The following is a 21,886-nucleotide window of genomic DNA, read 5'->3' on the forward strand; positions in this document are numbered from 1 at the left end:
GATGGCATGGCATACATCCAGACCCAGCTGTACTCTGAGGTCTTAGGGACCGAGATGGACGTGAGCATCATTGTTCCTCAGGAGAAGCAGCCCTATGCGGGGGACGGAAGGCTGAAGGTGCTTTGGCTGCTTCACGGCGGCTCCGGCGATCACACGGCTTGGCAGCGAATGAGCAGCATTGAACGAATTGCCATGGAGTATGGACTCGCTGTGATTATGCCCGGAGCATTTCAGTCATGTTATACCGATATGGTGCATGGAGGACGTTATTTCACTTATCTGAGCGAGGAGCTGCCGCGAATTATTCGGCATATGCTGCCGCGGCTTTCGCCTGCGCGTGAGGATAATTATATTTCCGGATATTCTAACGGGGGTTACGGCTGTCTAAGGGTAGGATTGGCTCGTCCCGACCTGTTTGGCGCCATTGGTGCATTTTCGGCGGGAGACAAGTCCGATATCGAATTCGTAAACGATGGCTCCCAGCGTGCCAAGGATCGGATCATGCTCTTCGGTGAAGGGGACTTTAAGGGAACGGAGAATGACTTGAAGCATCTGGGACGTGAGGGGCTGAAGATAGGCAAGTCCGTTGCCCGCGTATATCATGGCTGCGGCAGCTTGGACCCTTGGCTTGATTTAAACCTGCTGTTGAGAGATTTTTTCCTTTCGTTGGAGGGCAATCCATACAAGTACCACTATCATGAAGCGGAAGGTCACGGCCATACCTGGCAATTCTGGGAACAGGAGCTTGTACGATTTCTGGAATATCTTGGTTTAGATAAGACAGAAGGGCAGTATTTGATGGGAATGTAGAGCTTTGAGAATACGATTCAGGTGCCTTCCGTTAACCTCGGGGCGCCTTTTTTGCGCTTGGCAATGTCATTGGAGGAGCGATAACTTGCAATCAGGTCCGTACTTTGTTAATATGGGAACAAATGTTCGATATTGGGGTGATCTGTTTGGTGCCGGTTACAATACATGCATACTTACCTTCGCAAAGAACGAAACAGCTAAGAACGGAGGAGGCGAAAGAATCGCTAATTCGGAGTCTTGGTGTTGCTATGTTCACGGAGAGAGAGGCGATCATTTCCGTTTGGGGAGATTCACAGCTGCAGACGTTTCAAGGCAAGATTACGCAGCTTGATAAGCAGCTAAGAAACATCAGGGTAGAGAACAAGGAAGAGTATACGTGGATTCCATTTGAAGATGTGATGAAGATCGAGATTATTATTGATGATCATACTGTAGGCATCTTCAAGTAGGTAGAGCGGCTTTCATGCTCTAATCCTTTTTCTTGTGTTCATTGATATTTTTGGATCCCCTACTGACCAGCTCCTGTACAAGCGCCGCGAAGAAGGCTAGAGGCAATAAGTGAAGGGCAAGGCTGAAGATGTCCATAGAACATTAGCTCCTTTACATGATCTATATTCCATCATTCCCATATAATGGGCCGCTTACTCTATATAGTATCACAGATTTCTTGGGAATGCTCACACAAAGTGTAATCGATCTTCGTATGGGCGCGGAAATGATTACAGTATTTGTCCAATGGAAAAAGATGCATCCCAATAACCTGCCTTGGACAGGGTCGAAGGTATGCATCTCTTGATAACTTGTGTTGCACTTATTTTTTCGTTACTGGAATCCAAATTTCACTTGTAAACGTAGGTGAAGTCGTGTCCTTGTCCTTATTCCACAAGATTTCCGGGCCTTCAGCTTGTTCATATATCGAGGATGGGAACCATTCCGAATAAATACGTCCCCAAATGCTCTGCAGTGTGTCAGGAAAAGGGCCTACGGCATTGAACACGGCCCAGGTCAAGGCCGGTACTTCCAGCTGAGCGAGATCGCTTGGAGCCGGTTCACTCGTAGCCGCACCAATATAATGATCCAGTTCTCCGTTTTCTTCCATTCTTCCTTCGGAAAAATTGACGGAAGCGCTGATCAGTCCTGAGGGCTCGATATTGGAAAGCGACTTAAGTCTTTGAATCAATTCCAAGTCCAAGCTTTTCCACATAGCGGCGATTTCCGGGTTAACCCCATGAAAAATGATCGGCACTCTTTTTTTCAATCCCACGATACGAAATGACTCTTTCTCTACAATGCGATAGTTCATTTCCGTTCCTCCTTGAATCGTTAATTGAAGCGACATGCGGGGATACGCTTTTAAGGAATGTCCGGATTTACGCACCTCGGAAGGATTCATACCGTGCAGCTTATGAAAGGCCTTAGTGAACGAGTCGGGAGATTGATAACCGTATTTTAATGCAATATCAATCACTTTGGCTTGATCGGTCAGCAGCTCGAAGCCCGCTAGTGTCAGCCGTCTCCTTCGTATATACTCCACCAAGGTTATACCGGCCAGGTAGTAAAACATCTTTCTGAAATGATGCTCGGAGCAATGCGCAAGGCGCGCTACTTGGGCAAAGTCCACCGCTTCCTCAAGATTGTCCTCCACGTAGGCAATGGCATTATTCATAGCTCTCAGTAAATCCATGCGTCTCACCGTCCATAGGGTCATTGTAGCAGCAATACTTTCACTATACCCGACAATTTGTATGTAAAAAAGGTCGGATTTACACCCGACAAAAATATGTCCAGTTCGGATTGGTTGCATAGAGCGGCTTCCGCTTTAATGGGAAGGGGGCCAGAAACATAAAAAGCAGAGCCTTGCAAATTAAAGGCTCTGTTTCGTTGACTTTATCAGCATTAGTATTAGATAAAGAAACCTGCGGACAAAATGATAACCAACAGAATGTAAAGAACCAGAACAATTGTTGTGGATGAACCTCCATATCCTTTAACACAACTCATGTGCGAATCCCTCCTTTTCGCTTTCTACGCACATCATATGCAGTATGTATTCTATTGTATAGGTTTTAACCTATACGGCATTTGTTTAACGGCAAACAACACAATTTTGTACATCCATTAGGCCAACACCGACACGGCAATGTAAATTATAAATGAATTAATAAGGTTAACCATTCTAGTCACTTGGCTTTTGTTGACCAATATTTGATAAATATAACTCCATATAATTACATAATTTGCAACGTCCTAATGGTATATTATGTACATCAACCATTAGGAGGTATCAAATATGAGCCAAGAGGAAAATCAGGAATTGCTGGCTGACGAGGTTGAAGAAGCTGCTGAGGTAGTAGAAGAGGTTTCCGAGGGTTCGAATGAGGATGATGTTGTTGAGGCTGTTCAGGAGGCTTCTGAAGAAGAAGCAAGTGAATAAGATTATTTAGTAGCTATTGTTGTAACTACATAAACGATATTCTGAACACCTCCTACATTCAGAGGTGTTCTTTTGATTTTGTTGTGTAATGTAATGAGAATTTTATTGGGAATAACTATTAGTCGAAAATGTGTTTGAAGATTCAAAACGTTCACTTGATACGCCTCTAAGCCTTGGATCAGGTTAGAGCAGACAAGAAGGAAACTAAACAGGCAGTGAAAAAAAAGAGAAAAACCGTGTCCTATGAAGGATCACGGTTGCTGTTCTTGTATGACCTGTAGTGGGCTCGAACCACTGACCCCCACCCTGTCAAGATGGTGCTCTCCCAGCTGAGCTAACAGGTCTCGATGTATTTTGTTTAGCGACAAGTGTTATATTACCAAGCCTGGACAACAAAGTCAACACTTTTTTTGAAAAATTAAGGATCTTGTCCTCCAACTGACTCTGTCGACACGAAAGCTGCACATTATGATATAATGTCACCAACAGAAAATCACTTGGAAAGAAGGGGACTTATGAAGGATTTTCCGGGGGTCAGTAGTGGCTTAACCGAGGTGAGTGAGGACAAGCTGGACTGGGGCGAGCAGGAGTGGGGCACTCACCGGTATCATGTTCGCAAGCTGCTGGAGGATACGACCGCTCAGCTTAGCTCTTTCGATAAAGCGGCGGTGCTTGGTGCAGGGAACCATGGAGATGTGGATCTGCCGGAGCTTGCTTCACGTTTCAGCCAGCTCACGGTGCTCGACACAGAAGCGAATGCGATCGAGGAGTTCATGGAAGCAACAGGCGGGTTCACCTCACCCAAGTTCAAATCGCTTGCTCATGTGGACTATACTTGCCTGGACCAGTTAGGCTTTTATCAAGACTATGAAGAGAAGCTGCAGGCAGGCATACCGGCGGGAGAGCTAGCAGGTTGGCTGCGCGACCAGGCGTTTCTGGTGAAACGGGAAGAAGCGCTGCCTCATATGAAGAAGTCCTTCAATCTAGTCGTTTCTTCCGGAGTGCATACGCAATTATTTTATTTACACGCGTTATCGCAATTGGCCGAGTACATGCATTTATATAATGAGGCGGACACAGCACAAATCGTCGAGGCTTTGGGCTTCTTAAGGAACAACGTGGTGGCGGATTACAATACCCTGCTTATATCGCTCGTAAAGCCGGAGGGCCGCGTGGCAGCCTGGACGGATATTATTCTGCTGGACGAGTCCAAGAAGGATTTGCTGGACCAGCTTAATCAACTGAGCAACGATAACGAACGGGTGAGGTTCCTCTTCCAAGCCTTCGGCAAGTATGGGATCGAATCGGCCGTGATAGGCCTCAAAGATTTGTTCGATAAGCTAAAGCCTGAACAGCAGCTATTCAAGAGCTGGGTATGGCATACAGAGTCAGGGAAGTCTTATCTCGTTGCAGGGCTGTCAGGACGAGTGAGAGCGTAGGGGCATGAAAGCAAGAAGCTCTTCTTCCGTAGCGAAGCTGCAATTGGAAAGCACGGGAGTCTTCCTAAGTTTGATGGACATTTGATTGACTATACTCGTTAATGCGGCCGTATCCGCTTCGTCGAGGGAAAACTGGACGCAATACTCATAATGTTCTTCCACGGGGCGGATCGTACGCACGACGAGACCGAGCAGCCGAAACTCCTTGCCAAGCGCCATGAACCTTAGCTCCACCAGCAGATTGCCCTCATCCGGAAACGGAGCATCCGTATAGAAGCGTGCGCCGCCTGCACTTAGATCCAAGAGGGCGGCTTTTACCATTTTGTAATCAAGCTCCAATCCATCAAAACCAATGAGCTTGGCATCGGCCAGGAGGGGATGAATAAATTGCAAACGATAAAAGCCGCGTTTGTTATCATTGGTCATAAATGACAAATCCTTTGCGATATGGTATTCATTCCTTTATGTGTCTCATAATAACCTTGAATCTTAGTCTGTGCAAGGCATTTCGTGCTCATAAGAAAACCTTCTATTGTGCCCTTCAAGGCTGATCGACTGCGATTTAAGAGAAGGGTTTCTTCGTAAGGAATGTCACATTGTTCTAAGGCTTAAGTCAAACGTACAACAAGTCCTAAGCGATAAAAAACCGCTCAATAGAGCGGGAGTTCAATGACTTTCTCGCTGTGATGGGAATGCAGCACGGCTTGATTGCCGATAATTTCAATCCTTTCGATGTCCAGTGTCGGTGAGGATGTCATATTCGTATTCTTCATTCGATTCTTATTGAGTAAATTCAGCAGCTGAGGAATTGCTTTCTGGTCACTGGAGATGAAGCTGACGGGAATTTTCCTATCGTTGATCGATAACTCCGTACGCATGGCTCATGGCCTCCTCATTGCATATTCTATCATTCATTATAATGGAATCGCCTTGATTTAACTAGAAATAAATTCCATCAGAAGGTGACAAAAAGCGGGAATAAAGTGATTTTATCTACAGGTGAAGATCGACAAAATTACACGTTTCGAAGGGGGAGACACGATGAAAAAGCTATACAGTCAAATGTCCAGAGAGGAGCTGGAAGCGGAGTTGAGAGAGCTCAGCGGCGCTATGGAGAAAGCGGAGTTTCCAAGCCAGAAAAACGTGCTACAAAGTAAATATGTCACGGCGAAGGCCTACACCTTGGACCCCGCCGATTTTACGCCAGGAGTATACAAAGTGGATGGGGTGCAGACTCTGTTTGAACTTAAATATATTAACGGAATATATGCATGGGGCAGCATGGACAACGAGCCGGAAGCCAGCTTTCCGATCTCGATGCTGGTCCGGCTCTAAATGCGGCACATATCTTTGGGACAATTCTCACAATGGCAAATGTCCTGTAGATAATCTAGCTTTTTTACAATAATCTGATTGTTCTCGATGGAAATGATGTCCTGCTTGCGTAAATCGCTAAGCATCCGGTTGACGCTTTCGCGGGTTGCGCCGATCATGTCGGCCAGCTCGCTATTGGTCAGCTTCTTGGTAATCACGATGCCTTCAACCGTTGTTTCACCGTAAGAATTACAAAGACGGATGAGGGTCGAGCAGAGAGCACCGGGCTTACCGAACATCATAAGGTCCCGGAACTTAGTTTGCGTCAGGCGGTGAATTAATCCCATCCATTTCATAAATTCTACAGCCAGCTCGCCATGCTGCCAGAGAAGGACCTCAAGGTCCTTTTGTTGGATCACCCCGATAATTGCTTCTTCCATCACCTCTGCATTGAAGCTGTGAACCGAATTATGAAAAGGGTCCACTTGTCCGAACAAATCTCCCGCGTTATGCAAGTAGAGAATAAAGCCTTTCCCCTCATCGTTGCTCTTTGTGATTTTCACTCGCCCTTGCTTCAAAAAATACAGCTTATCCGCAGCATCGCCTTCCCAAAATAAATAAGCCCCAGCCGCTACTTTCGTTTCGTACATGATGCCGGCAAGCTTCTCCAAGCTTCCCTCAGAGAAGCATTCTGTATTACTCACCTGAGTTGTTACCTCATGACTATGTTGTTCATGCATTGTTGCGTACCCCCTTCGGGAATGAACTGATCGTGCGAAATCTAACTTATTGCTTCTACCTTACCGAATCCAAAGGCAGGAAGATGTGATATGAATCACATCAACAAGCGATTTGTTCGTCACAATCATGAACATTGGTTCGCTGTCTAGGGTAGCCTTCTCTTATGAGGGTATACTTGTGCTTAAGCTACAGGAATGAATCCCCAAGTATACAATGCCCTTCCCCATTTCATTCTATAGATGAGGTGATTAGGGATGAACCGAGCGTTATTGACGTCTCTGGCTAGTATTGGTATCGCCCAAGCGCTGAAAATACCTACTGCGCGCTATCGGAATGGGCGTTGGGATTGGAAGGAATTATGGACCACCGGAGGGATGCCCAGCTCGCACTCCGCCGGGGTAGCTTCGCTTGCCACTTACATTGGCCTTAAGAAGGGGATAGCGTCCATACCCTTTGCATTGTCAACGATGCTCGGTCTCATCGTCATGTATGACGCCATGGGTATACGTCGGCATGCCGGGCTTATCGCTATGCAGGTGAACGATCTGGAGGAAGAAGTGGGAGAGTTAAGCCGCCGGCACCCGTCAATGCTACATACGAAACGGGAGAGGGAGCTCGAAGAAAGGCTCGGGCATGTACCCGAGGAGGTGGCAGGAGGAGCCTTGCTGGGTATGCTTCTAGGTGCGATAAGCTTTATTATCGAACCGAAAAGAAGTCGTTCAAGAAGGTCCTCTAAACTCCGATAGGTTCTTCGGCTGTTACGACGGGGACGGAAATGGTAAATTTGGTGCCCTCGCCTGCAATACTTTCCACCTCGATGGTACCCTCGTGATCCTGGATGATTTTGTGGCAGATCGATAAGCCAAGTCCGGTTCCGCTGTCTTTTGTCGTATAAAACGGAAGAAAAATTTGATCAAGCTCATCCTTGGGGATCCCTTTTCCAGTATCCGTTATTTCAAGAACGGCTTGGGCTCCGTTGTGGGTCAACCGGATGTGTACGAGGCCTTGCTCCGGCATGGCCTCAAACGCATTTTTTACGAGATTGAGCAGCAACTGGAGTATTTTATCCTGATCCATCATCATAAGTACAGGCTCATTGGGGCGATCAAAGAGAATACGATGGCCAAGCCTTGCTGACTCGGAATCCAAGAGAGAGATCACCCGCTCAACGCATACCTGGATAGAAAGCGCTTTGTATTTACTGGTATGCGGCTTGGAAAATTGCAAAAACTCTCCAGTGAGCATGCTCATTCGATTAATTTCATCCATAATCAACTCGTACCATGGTTCAATATTGTACTGACTTGCCTTGGAAAGCTGCAAAAATCCCTTAATTGTAGTTAGGGGATTACGAATTTCATGAGCCATCCCGGAGGCCAGCTCCCCAACGACACGCAGCTTCTCGGAACGAAGCATATGCTCCTCGCGTTTCAGCCAGCTCTCCCGTTTCATGGTATACAGCGATTTCTCAGCGACGAAGATCAAATCGTCCTTCGTATAGCCGTCAAACGGATAGAAAGCGATACCAAAATTGATCTCTATACCCGTAAGCTTCGGAAATTCGGAAGCAAGCAGCTGCGTGGTGGTATTCAGCGTATGCTGCATATCGCCCGATTCCAAAACAATGGCGAATTCGTCCCCGCCGTACCGCGCAACAAGGAGCGCTTCAGGAAACATAATCCGAAGGAGCTGACCTACCTGACGGAGTATATTGTTTACCCCTTGAAAGCCGTTCGTTGTATTCAATGACTTCAAGTCCTTGCAGTCCAGGAGCGTAATGGCGATGGTCCGGTTCGCTTCCACCAGCTTCTCGACCTGACGATGAAATTCTTCATAATTGTAAAGGCCGGTCAAAGCATCATGTGTAGTGAGCCGCTGCTTCTCATCCGTCAATACCTTAGCCTGTTTCTCCATATCCGCCAAGTAATTCCGAAATAATAAAGCCAACAGGAGGCAGCTGGCAACCATAAAAATGACATTGCTTAGCTCAGGAAGGTTCGCGGGACGATAACTAAAGGCTATGGCACTAAACAAGATCATCAAGAGAAAGCTGGTGGTAATAGCGGTTATCTTACGTTCTCTTCCGATGGATTGGGCCATATATACCAAATACAACGGCAAACACCAATCCGTTGCACTAATATAATGAAAGCCAATGAGCAAGCCGTACTGCATATATCGAAAAACGGGTGAGGCTTCATGCTTCGTGAAGTGGCTTAATGCATAAATGAAGCTGAAGGCAATTAAATAGGGAGCTTGTGCGGAAGACGGATGAGAGATAAGGGAAAAGAAGCAAACGATTGCAATATACAAAAGGAAGATCCAGCGCAAGTTCATTCTTGGTCTTCACTCCTGACATGACGGTATTTTAATTATGGAATTCTGTGCCATGCCGTGAAAATCCTGCTTGTCCAATGAAAAAACTTGCATGGCGCATGCCGGCAAGGATAAAAGAAACGGACGATGCAAGAAGAATCGTCCGTTCGCCTTTTAAAATGTATAAAGCTTGAATTGCTCTATAAATGACATGTTACCCGTTCGGCCTTTATACTCAGGCATGTTGTCACTGTAATGCATCAGAAGCACCTTTCGTTGGATATGCTCCGGCAAGGTCAGCAGCTCGTCAAGCGTCGCATGCACAGCACCCGAGCCGCCGAGTACACAGTCATGCAGGATGTAACGGATTCCCCGTTGATCCGAGAGACGGACCAGAAGCTCATAGTCAAACTTCGCGTCTGCACTATAAAAGACCGAATCGTTGAAAATCACGGAATAGCTTGCTTTCCGGGGAATGTGCTCGGTCTGGAAAATTTCCATGACGAGTCCCGGGTGAAGCTCATGCTTTCCTTCATGAAGGGGAACAACGTCAAAGTAATCCTCAAGACACGTAATCCCTTCGGCCAGATTCTCCAAGCCTCCGCGCAGGGAATGCTCCCATAACGGAGCAAGCAACGCTTCCGGTACAAGGAGCTTCAATTTATGTTGATACCGATATTTTAACTGAAACGCCATCTCCTCCAGGCCGCCAATATGGTCTGCATGAATATGGCTGATGAAGACCGCATCGATCTGTGGGATTGGGATATTAAGCTCGAACAGGGCCCGGGGAGCAGTAAAGCCGCAGTCGATTAGCAGATTGTAGCCGTTGCTGCTTACCAATGCGTTGTTGTTGTAGTAGCTTTTGCTGAATGCACTTCCCGTTCCGATCATTTGAATTTGCAGGCTCACGACGATCCTCCAATCGACAATAACATGACAGTTGCATCCATATTAATCTACCACGCCTCGCAGGATGGATTCAAGATAAATATGACACGTTTTGTCAAAAAAATGATAAACGGATCTTTAGGAAACGATTGTTAATTGTTCGGCAACAAGGCATTTCCCGCACTTCATTTCCCGGGGAAGCGCAAAAAACGGCAGCTCTCGTCAGTGGAGGAAGGGATATTCGACATAACTTTTGTGTATCGCATATTTTGTGTCAAAATTCAGCGTTCTAACGGAAGGTTCACAAGATATAGTTATTTGCACGAAAAATATTTTCATTTTTATAGAAATGAGCGCAACTCTTGCCACCGGGGTGAGTATAAAATAGCAGATACAAAGTACGAAGACATGATGGAGGTAGCAGGAAATGAAAGTGCCACGGATCGTAACATTGGTGCTCTCTTTGTCGCTCATCGGGGCAGCTTCGGTTGCAGCAAGCTCGATGTGGGGCGAGTATGAAGGGTATTCGAAGACAAGGCTGTTAATTAACAATCAAGAAAAAACGTTTGACGGTGAAGAGGCCCCGGCTTTTCTAATGAAAGGAAGCGCGGTATTTCCGGTTCGCGTTTTGTCAGATTCTTTGCAGGCCTTGGTAAAATGGGATAGCTCTGCACAGACAGTTTCCGTTCATAAGCCCAATGTGCACATGTTTGTGGCCAAAAAAGTAGACGATGACTACTCCATTAAGCAGCCGTTTGGTGGAGTGAAGAAGGGAGACCGGCTTGATTTTGCCGTTTTCGCCCAAGTAGACAGCTTGACGACGCCTTTCCATTCGTTCAAGATTTCGATTGAGACACCATCAGGGGAGCTCGCCGCTCCGGCTCATGAGAAGGTAGTTGCAGGTCAGAAGGAAAATTTCTGGTACCCATGGCCGTTTACCGTCTCCTTTAACAAAGCGGGCAATTATACGGTGAAATTCTCCATTAAGCTGGAAGAGGGCGGGGACTACGTCGTGGTTTCCGAGAAAAAGATCTTATCCGAGTAATTTTCGGCTGTTGAGCAAGCCTTAGCGTCCGTCGATTGACTCGCCCGTTCGGAACGTGATACGATACGTAGGAATGACCATTACATAAGGAAATGAGGTTTTTCCATGAGCGATCACATTCATGATGCTTCCTGCGATCACGATCACGAAGACGATATTTTTATCGTTACCGATCAAGACGGCGTCGAGCATGAGATGGTGATGGTATATACTTTTGAAGCGAATGATCGTGCCTATGCAGTGCTGCTCGATCGCAATGATACCGAGGCGGATGGCGTTATTTTCCGTATCGAAGAGGAAGACGGAGAAGCCTTCCTGGCGAGCATCGAGGATGAAGAAGAGTGGGATCGCGTGGTTGCGATCTACAACGAAATCGTTGAAGAGCAAGAGCAATAAGATCGGAAGCCCTTCTGCCTGGCAGAGGGGCTTCTTTTTTCTAAAGAAGGCATGCGTAAACGAAAAAAGATCAGACGGCCTGCTTCCACAAGCAAGCTTCTGATCTTTATGAACATCCTTACCTATTTGCGAGGGTTATAATACATGACTCGACCGTTGAATAAGTGCAGCTCTGCCTTCCATAGCTTGGCCAAGTATTTGCAGAACTCGTTGCCCTTCGCTTTATCGCCGTGGGTCGCTTCGTCCGGCAGCACCATTTGTACAAAATGCTTCTCGGATTCACCGGCAGCTTCGGTGCCTATGCCGAGGACGATATATTTATAGAGCGGGTTGGTTCCACGAAGATAAAACCATTTGCCTTCACCTTCTGGCTTGGATTCGATTGTATAAGGAAATCCGGCGTCATCATAATCCCATCCAAGCTGCTTGCCAGTTAATTTGAGCTGCTCTTGGTAATGAAGCAATTGGGCTTTGAGCTCTTCCAGCGTCAACGAAGGAACGGCGGAGCCTTCGACAAACTTAATGTATGCGCTTTGCGCCATGACTTTGCACCTGCCTACAAGGGATGGACTGGTATGTATAACCTATAATAGAACCTATAACATCATAGCATTATGAAAATGGAAATACAATACACAGATCCCGATCCGAAGAGGAAGAATGCAAGGGGAATGCGAGAAGATGAAGTAGAGAGGGGAGGGTTAGCGCCGTTGTGCCGGCTCCCTCCCCTTGCTTATGGGCGGGCTTCCGGCTGACGATCCTCTTCATATCCGCCATCCGGTATACGATACGACTTGCCCTGCTCGAGCTCCACGATACCGCTGCTCAGTCCCGCGGCATAAACGTCGCTGACCTGTTCATGGGTTTCGGCCAGCCCCTTGGAGAGCGGAGATTCATTCTGATAATCGCTTACCTCATATTTGTGCGAAGCGACGGCATCGGCATTCTGCTGCAGGCTCTCTGCAGCCGGGTCTTGTTTGTTCATCGATTCATTCCTCCTAGGTTTCGCCTACTCAGTAATGTTTCACAGCCCGAGGGGATTTATTCCCTTTTCACTATTCGTATACCGTGGAGCCGCGTCTTGGCACAATAATCGCAGGCGAATTGGGGAGGTGAACAAAATGAGCAAACAACAGCGTCAGAACCAAGCCCCGCGGCAAAAGGTGAAGCTGGTCGCGGAAATGCCGGGCGATGCGGAGATGCGCAAAAATATGAGAGAGCAGCAGCAAAATGACGGCTACCCCGGCTCCTGCGGCTGCGATGCCTAACGAATTCCGCTGACGCTTATGCCGAAAGAACCTTGAAAACAAGCCAGTAGCTTGCATTTCAAGGTTCTTTCGGTTGGCGTTAGAAAATTGCCGGTGTTTCTACGATGACCTTCACAAATTCGATACTGCGGTCCTCCGGTCCTTTGACAGGAAGGCCTACTTCGATATGCTCGGTAATGTAGTCGATCAAATCCTGCGAGATGACTTCCCCAGGAAGAAGGATGGGAATTCCCGGAGGATACACGTAGATGAATTCGGCGATAATTCGGTCCGCGGAGTCCTTGAACGGAATGAGCTCGGTATCCCCGTAGAAGGCATCGCGCGGCGACAAGGTAAGCTGCGGAATTTTCGGGATTTTGATCACCAGCTCGTTGGCCTGGCGAACATTGTAATTTTCCTCCGACAGCACGCGAAGAGCAGATAGGAGGGTGTCGATGTTCTCTTTCGTATCGCCGGGTGTAACCAGACAAAGGATATTGTACATATCGCTTAGTTCAACCTCGATGTTGTACTTCTCCCGCAGCCAGTTCTCCACATCATAACCGGTGATGCCGAGGTGGCGCACGTGAATGTTCACCTTCATCGGATCCAGGTCATAAGTAGCCTCGCTGCCGAGGATCTCCCTGCCGAAGCAGGACAGTCCCGGAATTTGGTTGATCTCATGACGCGCGTATTCGGCAAGCTCTACCGATCGGGCAGCCATCTCCCGGCCGTTGAGAGCCAAATGACGACGGGCAGTGTCCAGCGATGCCAGCAGAATATAGGAGGTCGACGTCGTAGTCAGCATACTGATGATCGTCTTGGCTCTGCGATAGCTCACGAGATTGCCCTGAATATTCAGCACGGAGCTCTGCGTCATCGAGCCGCCCAGCTTATGCACGCTGGTTGCCGCCATATCCGCACCGGCTTGCATGGCCGACATCGGGAGCTGATCGCTGAAATGGATTAAGACACCGTGTGCTTCGTCGACAAGGACAGGGATGTTATAGCCGTGTACGATGTCGACAATTTCCTTCAGATTCGCACATACGCCGTAGTAAGTCGGGTTAATCACGAGCACGGCCTTGGCATCGGGATGACGCTCTAGCGCGCGCTTGACGGACCGAGTCGTCACACCGTGGTCGATCCCCAAATTCTCATCGCGCACCGGTGAGAGGAATACTGGCTTCGCTCCGGCGAAGATGATGGCGGCCATGACAGACTTATGCACATTGCGGGGAACAATGATTTTATCCCCCTCGGAGCACACGGTCAAAATCATCGTCATAATGGCGCCGCTTGTTCCTTGAACGGAAAAGAACGTATGATCCGCCCCGAAGGCATCCGCCGCGAGACGTTGAGCTTCCTCAATAACGCCGGTGGGCTGATGCAGGTCGTCCAGCGGCGCAATATTGATCAGGTCGATGGATAACGCATTATCTCCGATAAAAGCCCGGTATTCGGGATCCATACCGACGCCTTTCTTATGTCCTGGAATGTGAAATTGAACGGGATTGCGCTCGGCATGAGCCTTCAGCGCGGTAAACAGGGGAGTGCGGTTGTGATCCACCTATCATCCCTACCCTTCTATAGGAAATAGCTTGTTTTTTAAGCAAACAAAATGAGTATAGCAAAAACAGACACGGATGCAAGAGCTTTGACCAAATTAGTTTGTTAAGATTTGGCGCAAAATAACCGGCAGGACGGTGTATGTCCATTTTGTTAAGGTTGCTTCCGCTCCATTTCCATCATGAAGCAAGATATGATACGATATGAGAGTCGTTTTGTGGCGACGGAACCATCTTTTTTTTGCCTGGGAGGCTTTGAATTTATATGAAAAAACAGCTGGCCATTATCTCAGTGCTGCTGATGACCATTTTCATTGGTTTCGGTATCATCATTCCGGTTCTGCCCGATGCCGTCACCGGATCTGGCGCGGAAAACGTTCATTTAGGTTTGCTGCTTTCGGTGTATTCGCTTGCTTCGTTTCTGATGTCCCCGTTCTGGGGAGGCTTGTCCGATCGGATCGGCAGACGGCCGCTAATCATCATAGGGGCGCTTGGCTTTAGCGTCAGCTTCTTCCTGTTCGGCATTGCACAGGATAATTTAATTCTGATGTATGTGTCACGTATTCTGGGAGGATTGTTCTCCGGCGCCGCAACGACCTGTGCGGTTGCTTATGTGGCGGATATCACGACGGAGGAGAATCGGACGAAGGGCATGGGGCTTGTCGGCATGTCGATCGGGCTCGGCTTTATCTTCGGCCCCGCAGTAGGGGGGCTCCTCAGCACGTGGGGAACGCAGATTCCGTTCTTCGCCGCCTCCATCATTGCACTAGGGACGTTCCTGTTCGCATTGGTTATGCTCCCTGAGTCCCTAAGCGAGGAGAAGCGACGCAAGCCGCAGGAGGCTAAGGTGTCGCGCTGGTCGGGATTCGTCGGCTCGGTGAAATATTTGTATGTCCTGTCATTCTTCGTTACGTTCTCGCTGGCAGGACTTGAGGCGACCTTACTCTTGTTTCAGAGGGATAAGATCGGGGCGGATGCGGCGCAGCTGGGCATTATGTTTGCCATCTGCGGTGTGGTAGGAGCCCTTGTACAAGGAGGCATCGTTCGGCGCTTCATTAAGAAGGGGCGCGAGGAGCGGGTCATCGTAATCGGCCTGCTGCTGTCAGCCGTCGGTTTCGGGCTGATCCTGCTGTCCGACAGCTTGTTCACCGCGACGGTATATTTAAGCATCTTCGGTGCAGGGAATGCGTTGATCCGCCCGTGCGTAACGTCGCTGATTACACAGAAGACGACGGTAGGCCAGGGGACGGCTTCCGGTCTCAATTCGTCAATGGACAGCTTGGGTCGTATACTGGGACCGCTTCTTGGAGCCGGTGTCTACGATTATAACAACAACCTGCCGTTCCTTACCGGCGCCGTGTTATCCGTTGCAGCGATTTACCTTCTATATCGTTTTGTCGCGGCTGATCGTGTAAAGGCGCAAACACTGGCTTAACATCGAAAGGACCTGAGCTTAACCGCTCAGGTCCTTTTCTTTTTGCATTCGTAGTTACTTCTGCTTGCTCTCGTGCTTGCGGTCTACCGCTTTTTCAATCCAAGGGGTCAGCTCTTCCTTGATCTTGGCGACGAGCTGCTCCTTGCTCATGCCTTTGCTTGCTGCGATTTCGGTCATGGATTTCCCCGCCTTGAGCTCGGATTTCAGCTGCTCCTCGGTGATGCCGAGGATCGAAGCCAGCTTCTCCGGGGCAGGCAGTGCGTCGAATCGGCCTTTACCTGCTTTGCCGTGGTGTGCCTTATCGCTGCGCACCGGATGGTTGACCATAAACTTCAAATGCTTTTCCATGTGGGCCTTCAGCTTCTCCGCTTTCTCGGCCGTCAGCTTGCCTGAAGCAACCGCTTCCTCGATTTTCTTCGTGCGCTCAGCCTGCAGCTTGGCAATGAGGTCGGTCTCGCTGATGCCTTTGGCTGCCGCAATCTGCACAAGCGTTTCGCTTTTCAGCTGCTTCATCAGCGTTTCCTTGTCCATGCCAAGCAGTGTTGCCGCTTCCTCATAAATCGGGAGCTTCTCCTGACGTCCTTCACGGTCCGGCTTCAGCTCTTTGTCCTTCACAGCGCCGCTGACGGCGGAAGGCGCTTCCGACGATTCGGCTCGGGCAATGTGCTTGGCACTGTAGAGTGTGCCTCCGCCAAGCAGCAAGGCCAAGGCAAGGCTGGAGACGAGGAACGTTTTGGTATAAGGTGGTCTCAACGTAACTCACTTCCTTTCTGTGCGGAATAGTTAGATTTCTCCCACAATACCTAGCTTATCCAAATGCCCTTAAGGGAAGGTGAAGCGAAGCTTAAAACAACATGAAATTTGCAAGGTATCGTTCATTCCCTTCAAGCACAAATTTGTGGTATAAAAAGAAGGACAGCTTTTATGCCGATAAGGAGTTAGGGATGAATGAGTGTGAAAAAAGGTTTGTCAGACAACCCGGACGTTGTCTTTAATGAAATGATCCGCATTATCATTAAAGCGGAGGATTTCGACTTTTGGCTGCGCTTTTCTTCCGAGTGGGGCGGCGTTCTTTATGTATTTGACGAAAGAAACACGAAACAGCTCGAGGCCGGACATATCACGGAAGAGGCTCACGAGAATACCCGGAGATCGCTCCGACTCGGAATGATTACGCTAAGCGGGCTTTATGATGCATTAAAGGCATGGTCCGATCAGCATCAGGAGGATTATGTTTACTCGATGAATACGCTGGATTGCTTCTATATCCCGGTGTATTTGAACGACTTTGAGCAAATACGCAAATCGGATTCGGACAAATGCGGCATCTATACGCAGGTTATCCTGCATCAGCTGTCGAAGCAGGGAGAGCTGAAGGAGCGGCTGGCCTCGATTGAAGAGACGGTGAAAGAGTATACGGCCAACATTCATCTGTATTCCAGAAGATAAGGGAGGGGACGAACGATGTTTACTTACGAAATCGAAGAACAGGGCACAGGAAATACCCTGCTGCTTTATAACGAGAAAGAGTACTCGCAAATCCAATTCATCGGAATGATCAACGAATTTCTTGAAGGTGACGATGTGGAGGAAGAGGACCTGATCGAGTTTCTGATCAACAAATTCGGCTTCACCCGCACGAAGAATAGCTAAAATTTCAAAAAGCCTGCTTCCGAAGCGTTCTTCATAAGAATGCAGGGAAGCAGGCTTTTTTCGTGTCAGAAGGAGAGACGGTACAAAGGCAGTACGGTTTCGAATGTACGTTCCACGACGTTAAGGAATTGTTTACCGTCGGTCAGCACGGGATCATGCCGATCAATCGTCAGACCGCACAGCGCTTCCGATTTTTTCACGTGCTTCAGCTTTCGTACCAGATCCGCGAAGCGTTCCTCTGTCATTTCTTCATGGCGAATCCCTTCTGGCTGCATATGATCCAAAGACCATACATAGTGTGCCGGAAGCTGTGTCCGAATCGTATTCCACTGCTGCTCCAGCTTCTCCGCGAAGCTTGCTTTATTCGGGCTTTCGTAAATCAGCGCAAACTGGATGAACACGTGGGTGGACCACATGCCTACTTGAAAATGGGGATGGGCCTTGTAGCCTTTCTTATTATGAGCCCACGCTACCCAAGTATCGTTAGGCGGATTGATGGTGCGCCTTGCATGCTTGGCGACGTGCGGGAACATTTCTTCTCCGCAAAGGGCGGTCAAATGGGGACCGACGAGATCGCCCAGCTGATGAAGCTTGGGACGCACGTTCGCAATGAGCGCCTCCATTCGAGGCTCCAGTCCCGGTATAGTAAACACATCGAAATCGTCTTGAGTAAAGCCTGGAAAAGTCATAATCGAAATAACGCCTCCTGTTTCAGACAAGCTGTATGCTTACCCACTATACCAAAACCTAAAAAAAACACAAGGGCAATGATAACGAGTCCATTGTCCGTTTCACAGCCAAAGTCTACTATAAAGATACGGTAAAACACTACTACAAACAACCATCAACTACGACAAGAGGAAAAGGGTGAGAGTCATGGCAGGAGCCAAAGTGAGCGCGGCTGACAAGGTAAGCATCCGAAGTCAGAATAGCAGCGTATTCAGATTCATGTGGAAGTATAAAGCGCTTTATTTCATCACATTACCGGGGATTTTGTACTATTTGATTTTTAAGTACATTCCGCTGGCGGGGTCCTTCATTGCCTTCAAGGATTACAACATTTTTAAAGGGGTATGGGGCAGCCCGTGGGTAGGGTTAAAGCATTTTGAAAGAATGTTCCAGCATGCGGACTTCCTGCGGATTTTGAAAAATACGGTCATACTCGGCGGGATGGAGCTGCTGTTTGCCTTTCCGGCACCGATTATCGTAGCGCTGCTGCTGAATGAGGTTCGTATCGCGGTGTACAAAAAAATTGTACAAACCGTTATCTACATGCCGCATTTCTTATCTTGGGTTATCATCAGCGGAATTGCCGTTGGTATTTTCTCTCCATCGACGGGCGTCGTGAACCATGCGCTGGTGTGGCTTGGATTTGAGCCGATCTATTTCCTGGCGGAAAACTCCATGATTCGGACCATACTCGTGGGCTCCGGGATCTGGAAGGAAGTGGGCTGGGGGACGATCATCTATTTAGCCGCCTTGGCCGGTGTAAACCCTGATCTTTATGAGGCGGCGGAAATGGACGGAGCGAACCGTTGGCAGCAAACGCTTGCCATCACGATTCCTTCGATTATGTCGACCATTACGATCCTGTTCCTGCTCAAAATCGGTGATTTCCTCGATTACGGCTTTGAACGCGTATGGGTATTCATTAACCCGCTCACTTACGAGAACGGTGAAATTTTGGACACGTACATTTTCCGGGTCGGTCTGATGCAGCAGGAGTACAGCTATTCTACGGCGGTAGGGCTGTTCAAGTCGGTTGTCGGTCTCGTTATGCTGCTCGCAGCCAATAAGTTCAGTAAAAAAGCAACAGGAGAAAGCTTGTTCTAGGGGGTGCGTTATGGACTACAGAATTACTAAAGGCCAAAAAGTATTTAACGTTTTTAACTTGACGTTCTTAGGCATCATGTCGCTGCTGATGTTCCTGCCGTTCCTTAACGTGCTGGCGCAGTCGCTAAGCAGCTCGAAGGCGATCACCAACGGCTCTGTGGGACTTTTGCCGGTCGATTTTACATGGATTAACTATCAGTATGTATTTCAGGATGTGACAATTCTGCGGGCCTTCGGCATTACCGTTCTGATCACGGTTGTCGGTACGGCCATTAACCTGGTGATGACGTCGTCGCTGGCTTATCCGCTCTCAAGACAGGAGTATGTCGGACGCAAATATTTGCTCCTCATGATCTTGTTTACCATCATCTTCAGTGCGCCGCTCATCCCGCAGTTTATCTTGATTAAAAATTTGGGCTTGATGAACTCCTTGTGGGCGGTCATGATTCCCAATGCCGTAAGTGCTTTTAACTTCTTTGTGATGAGATCGTTCTTTATGAACATCCCGAATGAGCTGATCGACTCGTCACGGATCGACGGCTGCTCGGAGGTCGGTATTATTTGGCGCATCATCCTTCCGCTGTCCAAGCCGGCTATGGCGACGATGGGGATCTATTATGCGGTGTATCACTGGAATTCGTACCAAAGCGCTATCTATTATTTGAATGATCGCAATCTGATGCCTCTTCAGGTCAGACTGCGCGCCATGATCGACACGGACTCCTTGAGTATGGACCCTAACGGCTCGCTTTACAGCGAAATGCTGAACATGTCGCCCGAAGGCGTCAAAATGGCAACCGTTTTTATCGCAACCGTACCGATCCTGCTGATATATCCTTTCTTGCAGCGTCATTTCATTAAGGGAATGCTGATCGGCTCCGTCAAAAGCTAACCTGAGCCCGATCTAAAGAAAATACAAGCGCATACAAAATCACTCCATTGTTTGAAGTTTGTTCTGAAATGTAGAATGACAGTAGATGATGAAAGCGCTATTACAAATGGCTTTCTCTATATCAACCCATACTAACGAAAGAAAAGAGGGGTAGCATGAAAAAGAAGGTAGTCACGACATCCGTAGCTTTATCGCTTGTACTCGGTACCTTGGCAGGATGCGCCGGCAATACGGACGCTCCGAAGGATCAAGGTCAGGGAGGCGCTGCACCTGCAGGCCCGACGAAGTTTTCGATTTCCATGCGTACGCTGAACTTCGATTACGTGGAGAAGCATGCCAATATCAATGACGATAAGTGGGTCAAAGAGCTGGAGAAGAAAACGAATGTCGATTTGGACATCAAGCTGATTCCGCATAAGGATTATGAGCAGAAGATGATTCAGATGTTCGCCATCAATGACATTCCTGATGTCGTGCAAGCAGGCGCAGGCACCAACGGCAAGGAGCTCGCAGGCTCGGTACAGGCAGGCGTGTTCCTCCCTCTGGACGACTTGCTTAAGGAGCATGGGCAGAACCTGCTGAAGGTGATTCCGAAAGAGGCTTGGGAAGAGCTGAAGTATGACGGCAAAATCTACGGAATTCCGGAGTTCTTATCCAGCTCCTCCCGCCGCGCAACATGGGTGCGTGCCGATCTCATGGAGAAGGCAGGCATAACGAAGGATCCGAAGACCGTGGAGGAATATATGGATATGCTTCGCGCCTTCAAGAAAATCGGCGTAGAGCATCCGTTCATGGGCCGCGAGAAGTTCAAGTATGCGGATCTGTTCTTCGGAGCGTATGACGTCTATACGTACCAAAGCCAATTCGAGGTTGTCGGAGGCAAGGTGCAGCCGAAATTCTTCGATGTGGAGAATATGACCAAAGCGCTCAATACGTACAAAACGATGTTCGATGAAGGCTTGATCAGCAAGGAGTTTGCGACCATCAACCCGACGAACTTCAAGAATATTATTCTTTCCGGTAAAGCCGGCATGTGGGAAATGAACGCCCAGGAGCTGCTCCAATGGGAGACCCAGCTTCAAGCGAATGTCCCTAACGCGAAGATCAAAATCATTCCTTCACCTGTCGGTACGGACGGCAAGGGAGGCGGCTACCTGTATTCCCCGGTTACAAGAAGCTTCCTGATCAATGCTAAAGCGAAGGACAGAGCGGCTGCGATCATCAAGTTCTTCGATTGGCAGGTAACGCAAGAGGCGGATAAGTGGTTTGATACGACGCTGCCGGTAGAGCCGAAGACACCGGAGGAAGTGGCGGAGCAGCGCTATCTGACAGGCTTCCTGCACATGGTGAAGGATGATGCTTACCGCAAGCCGATTCTGGAAGCAACGCCAGCCGGCAAGGAACTGTTGAAATCGTTCGAAACGATTCTGCCGAAGGAAGGCCGCGGCGGTATCGAGTTTGATCCTCGCTTGGAGGCAATGGGCAAAAACCCGGATGCCGCCTCCATCTCCGATGAGCCGGCACCGCTGCTGTTAGCTCACATGGTCAAAATGGTGTACGGCAAAGAACCGATCTCCGATTGGCCGAAGGTAATCGAGGAGTGGAAGTCCAAGGGCGGTAACGATATCCTTAAGGAAGCTCAAGCCCGCTACGATGCGAAGAAGGACTTTAAGATCCGCGGCGCCGAAGCCGACGCGATTCGTAAGTAACACAACACAGTCGTTCCCCTGCGCAAGTGGGGGAACGGCTTTTTTGCTCTTTAGCACACACATAAACCTAAAAAAAACACAAGCAGGTGAAAAGTCATTCTATAGTCCGGCCTGTTTTTTCGGGGTATGATGGAGTTACCTTCAAGCATGTAAATCTGCCTTT

26 protein-coding genes and 1 tRNA gene are annotated in these 21,886 nt (G+C 48.5%); 15 read left to right on the forward strand and 12 right to left on the reverse strand.

The window, feature by feature from the left end:
• Positions 1–6 precede the first annotated feature (6 nt).
• Positions 7–810, forward strand: a complete 804-nt coding sequence (locus QMO62_RS03995; protein ID WP_284638819.1) for an alpha/beta hydrolase — start codon at positions 7–9, stop codon at positions 808–810.
• A 122-nt stretch (positions 811–932) separates the two neighbouring features.
• A complete protein-coding gene (locus tag QMO62_RS04000) occupies positions 933–1,259 on the forward strand; it encodes a YolD-like family protein (RefSeq protein WP_284644856.1) in 327 nt (108 codons plus the stop codon).
• A 362-nt stretch (positions 1,260–1,621) separates the two neighbouring features.
• On the opposite strand, the gene QMO62_RS04005 is transcribed toward QMO62_RS04000, so the two are convergent.
• Entirely contained in the window at positions 1,622–2,494 is an 873-nt protein-coding gene (locus QMO62_RS04005) for an AraC family transcriptional regulator (protein WP_284638820.1), read from the reverse strand.
• A gap of 606 nt (positions 2,495–3,100) precedes the next feature.
• Here QMO62_RS04005 and QMO62_RS04010 point away from each other — a divergent pair.
• Positions 3,101–3,244, forward strand: a complete 144-nt coding sequence (locus tag QMO62_RS04010; protein ID WP_284638821.1) for a hypothetical protein — start codon at positions 3,101–3,103, stop codon at positions 3,242–3,244.
• Between the two features lie 271 nt (positions 3,245–3,515).
• Here the strand turns inward: QMO62_RS04010 and QMO62_RS04015 are convergent.
• Positions 3,516–3,588: transfer RNA gene (locus QMO62_RS04015), tRNA-Val, on the reverse strand.
• 171 nt (positions 3,589–3,759) lie between these two features.
• On the opposite strand from QMO62_RS04015, the gene QMO62_RS04020 reads away from it, so the two are divergent.
• On the forward strand, positions 3,760–4,683 hold the full coding sequence (locus tag QMO62_RS04020) for a hypothetical protein (RefSeq protein ID WP_284638822.1): 924 nt from the start codon (positions 3,760–3,762) through the stop codon (positions 4,681–4,683).
• On the opposite strand, the gene QMO62_RS04025 is transcribed toward QMO62_RS04020, so the two are convergent.
• Positions 4,663–5,109 (reverse strand): PilZ domain-containing protein, encoded by a 447-nt coding sequence (locus tag QMO62_RS04025; RefSeq protein ID WP_284638823.1) that lies wholly within the window; start codon positions 5,107–5,109, stop codon positions 4,663–4,665. The two genes, QMO62_RS04020 and QMO62_RS04025, sit on opposite strands and share 21 nt — an antisense overlap.
• 224 nt (positions 5,110–5,333) lie before the next feature.
• The gene (locus QMO62_RS04030) at positions 5,334–5,561 is read right to left on the reverse strand and encodes a hypothetical protein (RefSeq protein WP_284638824.1); all 228 of its coding nucleotides are present in this window, start codon (positions 5,559–5,561) and stop codon (positions 5,334–5,336) included.
• 163 nt (positions 5,562–5,724) lie between these two features.
• Between QMO62_RS04030 and QMO62_RS04035 the strand changes: the two genes are divergently transcribed.
• Positions 5,725–6,018 carry a DUF1811 family protein gene (locus tag QMO62_RS04035; protein ID WP_284638825.1) on the forward strand — a complete coding sequence of 98 codons (294 nt, stop codon included), beginning with the start codon at positions 5,725–5,727 and terminating at the stop codon, positions 6,016–6,018.
• On the opposite strand, the gene QMO62_RS04040 is transcribed toward QMO62_RS04035, so the two are convergent.
• A complete protein-coding gene (locus tag QMO62_RS04040; protein ID WP_284638826.1) occupies positions 6,015–6,737 on the reverse strand; it encodes a Crp/Fnr family transcriptional regulator in 723 nt (240 codons plus the stop codon). The genes QMO62_RS04035 and QMO62_RS04040 overlap by 4 nt on opposite strands.
• 255 nt (positions 6,738–6,992) lie before the next feature.
• Between QMO62_RS04040 and QMO62_RS04045 the strand changes: the two genes are divergently transcribed.
• A complete protein-coding gene (locus QMO62_RS04045) occupies positions 6,993–7,484 on the forward strand; it encodes a divergent PAP2 family protein (RefSeq protein WP_284638827.1) in 492 nt (163 codons plus the stop codon).
• On the opposite strand, the gene QMO62_RS04050 is transcribed toward QMO62_RS04045, so the two are convergent.
• Together QMO62_RS04050 and QMO62_RS04055 are read right to left on the reverse strand one after the other, a co-directional pair.
• A complete protein-coding gene (locus QMO62_RS04050; protein ID WP_284638828.1) occupies positions 7,471–9,075 on the reverse strand; it encodes an ATP-binding protein in 1,605 nt (534 codons plus the stop codon). The two genes, QMO62_RS04045 and QMO62_RS04050, sit on opposite strands and share 14 nt — an antisense overlap.
• Before the next feature lie 153 nt (positions 9,076–9,228).
• Positions 9,229–9,966 carry an MBL fold metallo-hydrolase gene (locus QMO62_RS04055; protein ID WP_284638829.1) on the reverse strand — a complete coding sequence of 246 codons (738 nt, stop codon included), beginning with the start codon at positions 9,964–9,966 and terminating at the stop codon, positions 9,229–9,231.
• Between the two features lie 406 nt (positions 9,967–10,372).
• Between QMO62_RS04055 and QMO62_RS04060 the strand changes: the two genes are divergently transcribed.
• Together QMO62_RS04060 and QMO62_RS04065 are read left to right on the forward strand one after the other, a co-directional pair.
• Complete coding sequence (locus QMO62_RS04060) at positions 10,373–10,990, forward strand: stalk domain-containing protein (protein WP_284638830.1); 618 nt, start codon at positions 10,373–10,375, stop codon at positions 10,988–10,990.
• A gap of 105 nt (positions 10,991–11,095) precedes the next feature.
• Positions 11,096–11,386 (forward strand): DUF1292 domain-containing protein, encoded by a 291-nt coding sequence (locus tag QMO62_RS04065; protein WP_284638831.1) that lies wholly within the window; start codon positions 11,096–11,098, stop codon positions 11,384–11,386.
• Between the two features lie 122 nt (positions 11,387–11,508).
• On the opposite strand, the gene QMO62_RS04070 is transcribed toward QMO62_RS04065, so the two are convergent.
• Both QMO62_RS04070 and QMO62_RS04075 read right to left on the reverse strand, forming a co-directional pair.
• Positions 11,509–11,928, reverse strand: coding sequence for a DUF1885 family protein (locus tag QMO62_RS04070; RefSeq protein WP_284638832.1), 420 nt, complete (start codon positions 11,926–11,928; stop codon positions 11,509–11,511).
• 191 nt (positions 11,929–12,119) lie between these two features.
• The gene (locus tag QMO62_RS04075; protein ID WP_284638833.1) at positions 12,120–12,371 is read right to left on the reverse strand and encodes a YozQ family protein; all 252 of its coding nucleotides are present in this window, start codon (positions 12,369–12,371) and stop codon (positions 12,120–12,122) included.
• Between the two features lie 136 nt (positions 12,372–12,507).
• On the opposite strand from QMO62_RS04075, the gene QMO62_RS04080 reads away from it, so the two are divergent.
• The gene (locus tag QMO62_RS04080; RefSeq protein WP_284638834.1) at positions 12,508–12,654 is read left to right on the forward strand and encodes a hypothetical protein; all 147 of its coding nucleotides are present in this window, start codon (positions 12,508–12,510) and stop codon (positions 12,652–12,654) included.
• A gap of 79 nt (positions 12,655–12,733) precedes the next feature.
• Here QMO62_RS04080 and QMO62_RS04085 read toward each other — a convergent pair whose 3' ends face one another.
• The gene (locus QMO62_RS04085) at positions 12,734–14,203 is read right to left on the reverse strand and encodes an aminotransferase class I/II-fold pyridoxal phosphate-dependent enzyme (RefSeq protein ID WP_284638835.1); all 1,470 of its coding nucleotides are present in this window, start codon (positions 14,201–14,203) and stop codon (positions 12,734–12,736) included.
• 263 nt (positions 14,204–14,466) lie between these two features.
• Between QMO62_RS04085 and QMO62_RS04090 the strand changes: the two genes are divergently transcribed.
• Complete coding sequence (locus QMO62_RS04090; protein ID WP_284638836.1) at positions 14,467–15,636, forward strand: MFS transporter; 1,170 nt, start codon at positions 14,467–14,469, stop codon at positions 15,634–15,636.
• Positions 15,637–15,690: 54 nt separating this feature from the next.
• On the opposite strand, the gene QMO62_RS04095 is transcribed toward QMO62_RS04090, so the two are convergent.
• The gene (locus QMO62_RS04095; protein ID WP_284638837.1) at positions 15,691–16,389 is read right to left on the reverse strand and encodes a hypothetical protein; all 699 of its coding nucleotides are present in this window, start codon (positions 16,387–16,389) and stop codon (positions 15,691–15,693) included.
• A 195-nt stretch (positions 16,390–16,584) separates the two neighbouring features.
• Between QMO62_RS04095 and QMO62_RS04100 the strand changes: the two genes are divergently transcribed.
• Positions 16,585–17,085, forward strand: a complete 501-nt coding sequence (locus QMO62_RS04100) for a hypothetical protein (RefSeq protein ID WP_284638838.1) — start codon at positions 16,585–16,587, stop codon at positions 17,083–17,085.
• 15 nt (positions 17,086–17,100) lie between these two features.
• The gene (locus QMO62_RS04105; RefSeq protein WP_284638839.1) at positions 17,101–17,289 is read left to right on the forward strand and encodes a hypothetical protein; all 189 of its coding nucleotides are present in this window, start codon (positions 17,101–17,103) and stop codon (positions 17,287–17,289) included.
• A gap of 65 nt (positions 17,290–17,354) precedes the next feature.
• On the opposite strand, the gene QMO62_RS04110 is transcribed toward QMO62_RS04105, so the two are convergent.
• Positions 17,355–17,978, reverse strand: coding sequence for a YktB family protein (locus QMO62_RS04110; protein WP_284638840.1), 624 nt, complete (start codon positions 17,976–17,978; stop codon positions 17,355–17,357).
• A gap of 187 nt (positions 17,979–18,165) precedes the next feature.
• Here QMO62_RS04110 and QMO62_RS04115 point away from each other — a divergent pair, with 187 nt between their 5' ends.
• The 3 genes from QMO62_RS04115 to QMO62_RS04125 all read left to right on the forward strand — a co-directional run bounded on the left by QMO62_RS04115 (position 18,166) and on the right by QMO62_RS04125 (position 21,723).
• On the forward strand, positions 18,166–19,122 hold the full coding sequence (locus QMO62_RS04115) for an ABC transporter permease (RefSeq protein WP_284638841.1): 957 nt from the start codon (positions 18,166–18,168) through the stop codon (positions 19,120–19,122).
• 10 nt (positions 19,123–19,132) lie between these two features.
• The gene (locus tag QMO62_RS04120) at positions 19,133–20,014 is read left to right on the forward strand and encodes a carbohydrate ABC transporter permease (protein ID WP_284638842.1); all 882 of its coding nucleotides are present in this window, start codon (positions 19,133–19,135) and stop codon (positions 20,012–20,014) included.
• 155 nt (positions 20,015–20,169) lie between these two features.
• Positions 20,170–21,723 (forward strand): extracellular solute-binding protein, encoded by a 1,554-nt coding sequence (locus QMO62_RS04125; protein WP_284638843.1) that lies wholly within the window; start codon positions 20,170–20,172, stop codon positions 21,721–21,723.
• Positions 21,724–21,886: the final 163 nt, after the last annotated feature.

It is taken from the genome of Paenibacillus silviterrae, assembly GCF_030167925.1.
GTDB lineage: Bacteria > Bacillota > Bacilli > Paenibacillales > NBRC-103111 > Paenibacillus_G > Paenibacillus_G silviterrae.

Excerpts from the sequence above, each read along its gene's own strand:
- QMO62_RS03995 (WP_284638819.1), top strand. The coding sequence starts at position 7 with ATGGCATACATCCAGACCCAGCTGTACTCTGAGGTCTTAGGGACCGAG.
- QMO62_RS04000 (WP_284644856.1), top strand. The coding sequence starts at position 933 with ATGTTCGATATTGGGGTGATCTGTTTGGTGCCGGTTACAATACATGCA.
- QMO62_RS04005 (WP_284638820.1), bottom strand. The coding sequence starts at position 2,494 with ATGGATTTACTGAGAGCTATGAATAATGCCATTGCCTACGTGGAGGAC.
- QMO62_RS04010 (WP_284638821.1), top strand. The coding sequence starts at position 3,101 with ATGAGCCAAGAGGAAAATCAGGAATTGCTGGCTGACGAGGTTGAAGAA.
- QMO62_RS04020 (WP_284638822.1), top strand. The coding sequence starts at position 3,760 with ATGAAGGATTTTCCGGGGGTCAGTAGTGGCTTAACCGAGGTGAGTGAG.
- QMO62_RS04025 (WP_284638823.1), bottom strand. The coding sequence starts at position 5,109 with ATGACCAATGATAACAAACGCGGCTTTTATCGTTTGCAATTTATTCAT.
- QMO62_RS04030 (WP_284638824.1), bottom strand. The coding sequence starts at position 5,561 with ATGCGTACGGAGTTATCGATCAACGATAGGAAAATTCCCGTCAGCTTC.
- QMO62_RS04035 (WP_284638825.1), top strand. The coding sequence starts at position 5,725 with ATGAAAAAGCTATACAGTCAAATGTCCAGAGAGGAGCTGGAAGCGGAG.
- QMO62_RS04040 (WP_284638826.1), bottom strand. The coding sequence starts at position 6,737 with ATGCATGAACAACATAGTCATGAGGTAACAACTCAGGTGAGTAATACA.
- QMO62_RS04045 (WP_284638827.1), top strand. The coding sequence starts at position 6,993 with ATGAACCGAGCGTTATTGACGTCTCTGGCTAGTATTGGTATCGCCCAA.
- QMO62_RS04050 (WP_284638828.1), bottom strand. The coding sequence starts at position 9,075 with ATGAACTTGCGCTGGATCTTCCTTTTGTATATTGCAATCGTTTGCTTC.
- QMO62_RS04060 (WP_284638830.1), top strand. The coding sequence starts at position 10,373 with ATGAAAGTGCCACGGATCGTAACATTGGTGCTCTCTTTGTCGCTCATC.
- QMO62_RS04065 (WP_284638831.1), top strand. The coding sequence starts at position 11,096 with ATGAGCGATCACATTCATGATGCTTCCTGCGATCACGATCACGAAGAC.
- QMO62_RS04070 (WP_284638832.1), bottom strand. The coding sequence starts at position 11,928 with ATGGCGCAAAGCGCATACATTAAGTTTGTCGAAGGCTCCGCCGTTCCT.
- QMO62_RS04075 (WP_284638833.1), bottom strand. The coding sequence starts at position 12,371 with ATGAACAAACAAGACCCGGCTGCAGAGAGCCTGCAGCAGAATGCCGAT.
- QMO62_RS04080 (WP_284638834.1), top strand. The coding sequence starts at position 12,508 with ATGAGCAAACAACAGCGTCAGAACCAAGCCCCGCGGCAAAAGGTGAAG.
- QMO62_RS04090 (WP_284638836.1), top strand. The coding sequence starts at position 14,467 with ATGAAAAAACAGCTGGCCATTATCTCAGTGCTGCTGATGACCATTTTC.
- QMO62_RS04100 (WP_284638838.1), top strand. The coding sequence starts at position 16,585 with ATGAGTGTGAAAAAAGGTTTGTCAGACAACCCGGACGTTGTCTTTAAT.
- QMO62_RS04105 (WP_284638839.1), top strand. The coding sequence starts at position 17,101 with ATGTTTACTTACGAAATCGAAGAACAGGGCACAGGAAATACCCTGCTG.
- QMO62_RS04110 (WP_284638840.1), bottom strand. The coding sequence starts at position 17,978 with ATGACTTTTCCAGGCTTTACTCAAGACGATTTCGATGTGTTTACTATA.
- QMO62_RS04115 (WP_284638841.1), top strand. The coding sequence starts at position 18,166 with ATGGCAGGAGCCAAAGTGAGCGCGGCTGACAAGGTAAGCATCCGAAGT.
- QMO62_RS04120 (WP_284638842.1), top strand. The coding sequence starts at position 19,133 with ATGGACTACAGAATTACTAAAGGCCAAAAAGTATTTAACGTTTTTAAC.
- QMO62_RS04125 (WP_284638843.1), top strand. The coding sequence starts at position 20,170 with ATGAAAAAGAAGGTAGTCACGACATCCGTAGCTTTATCGCTTGTACTC.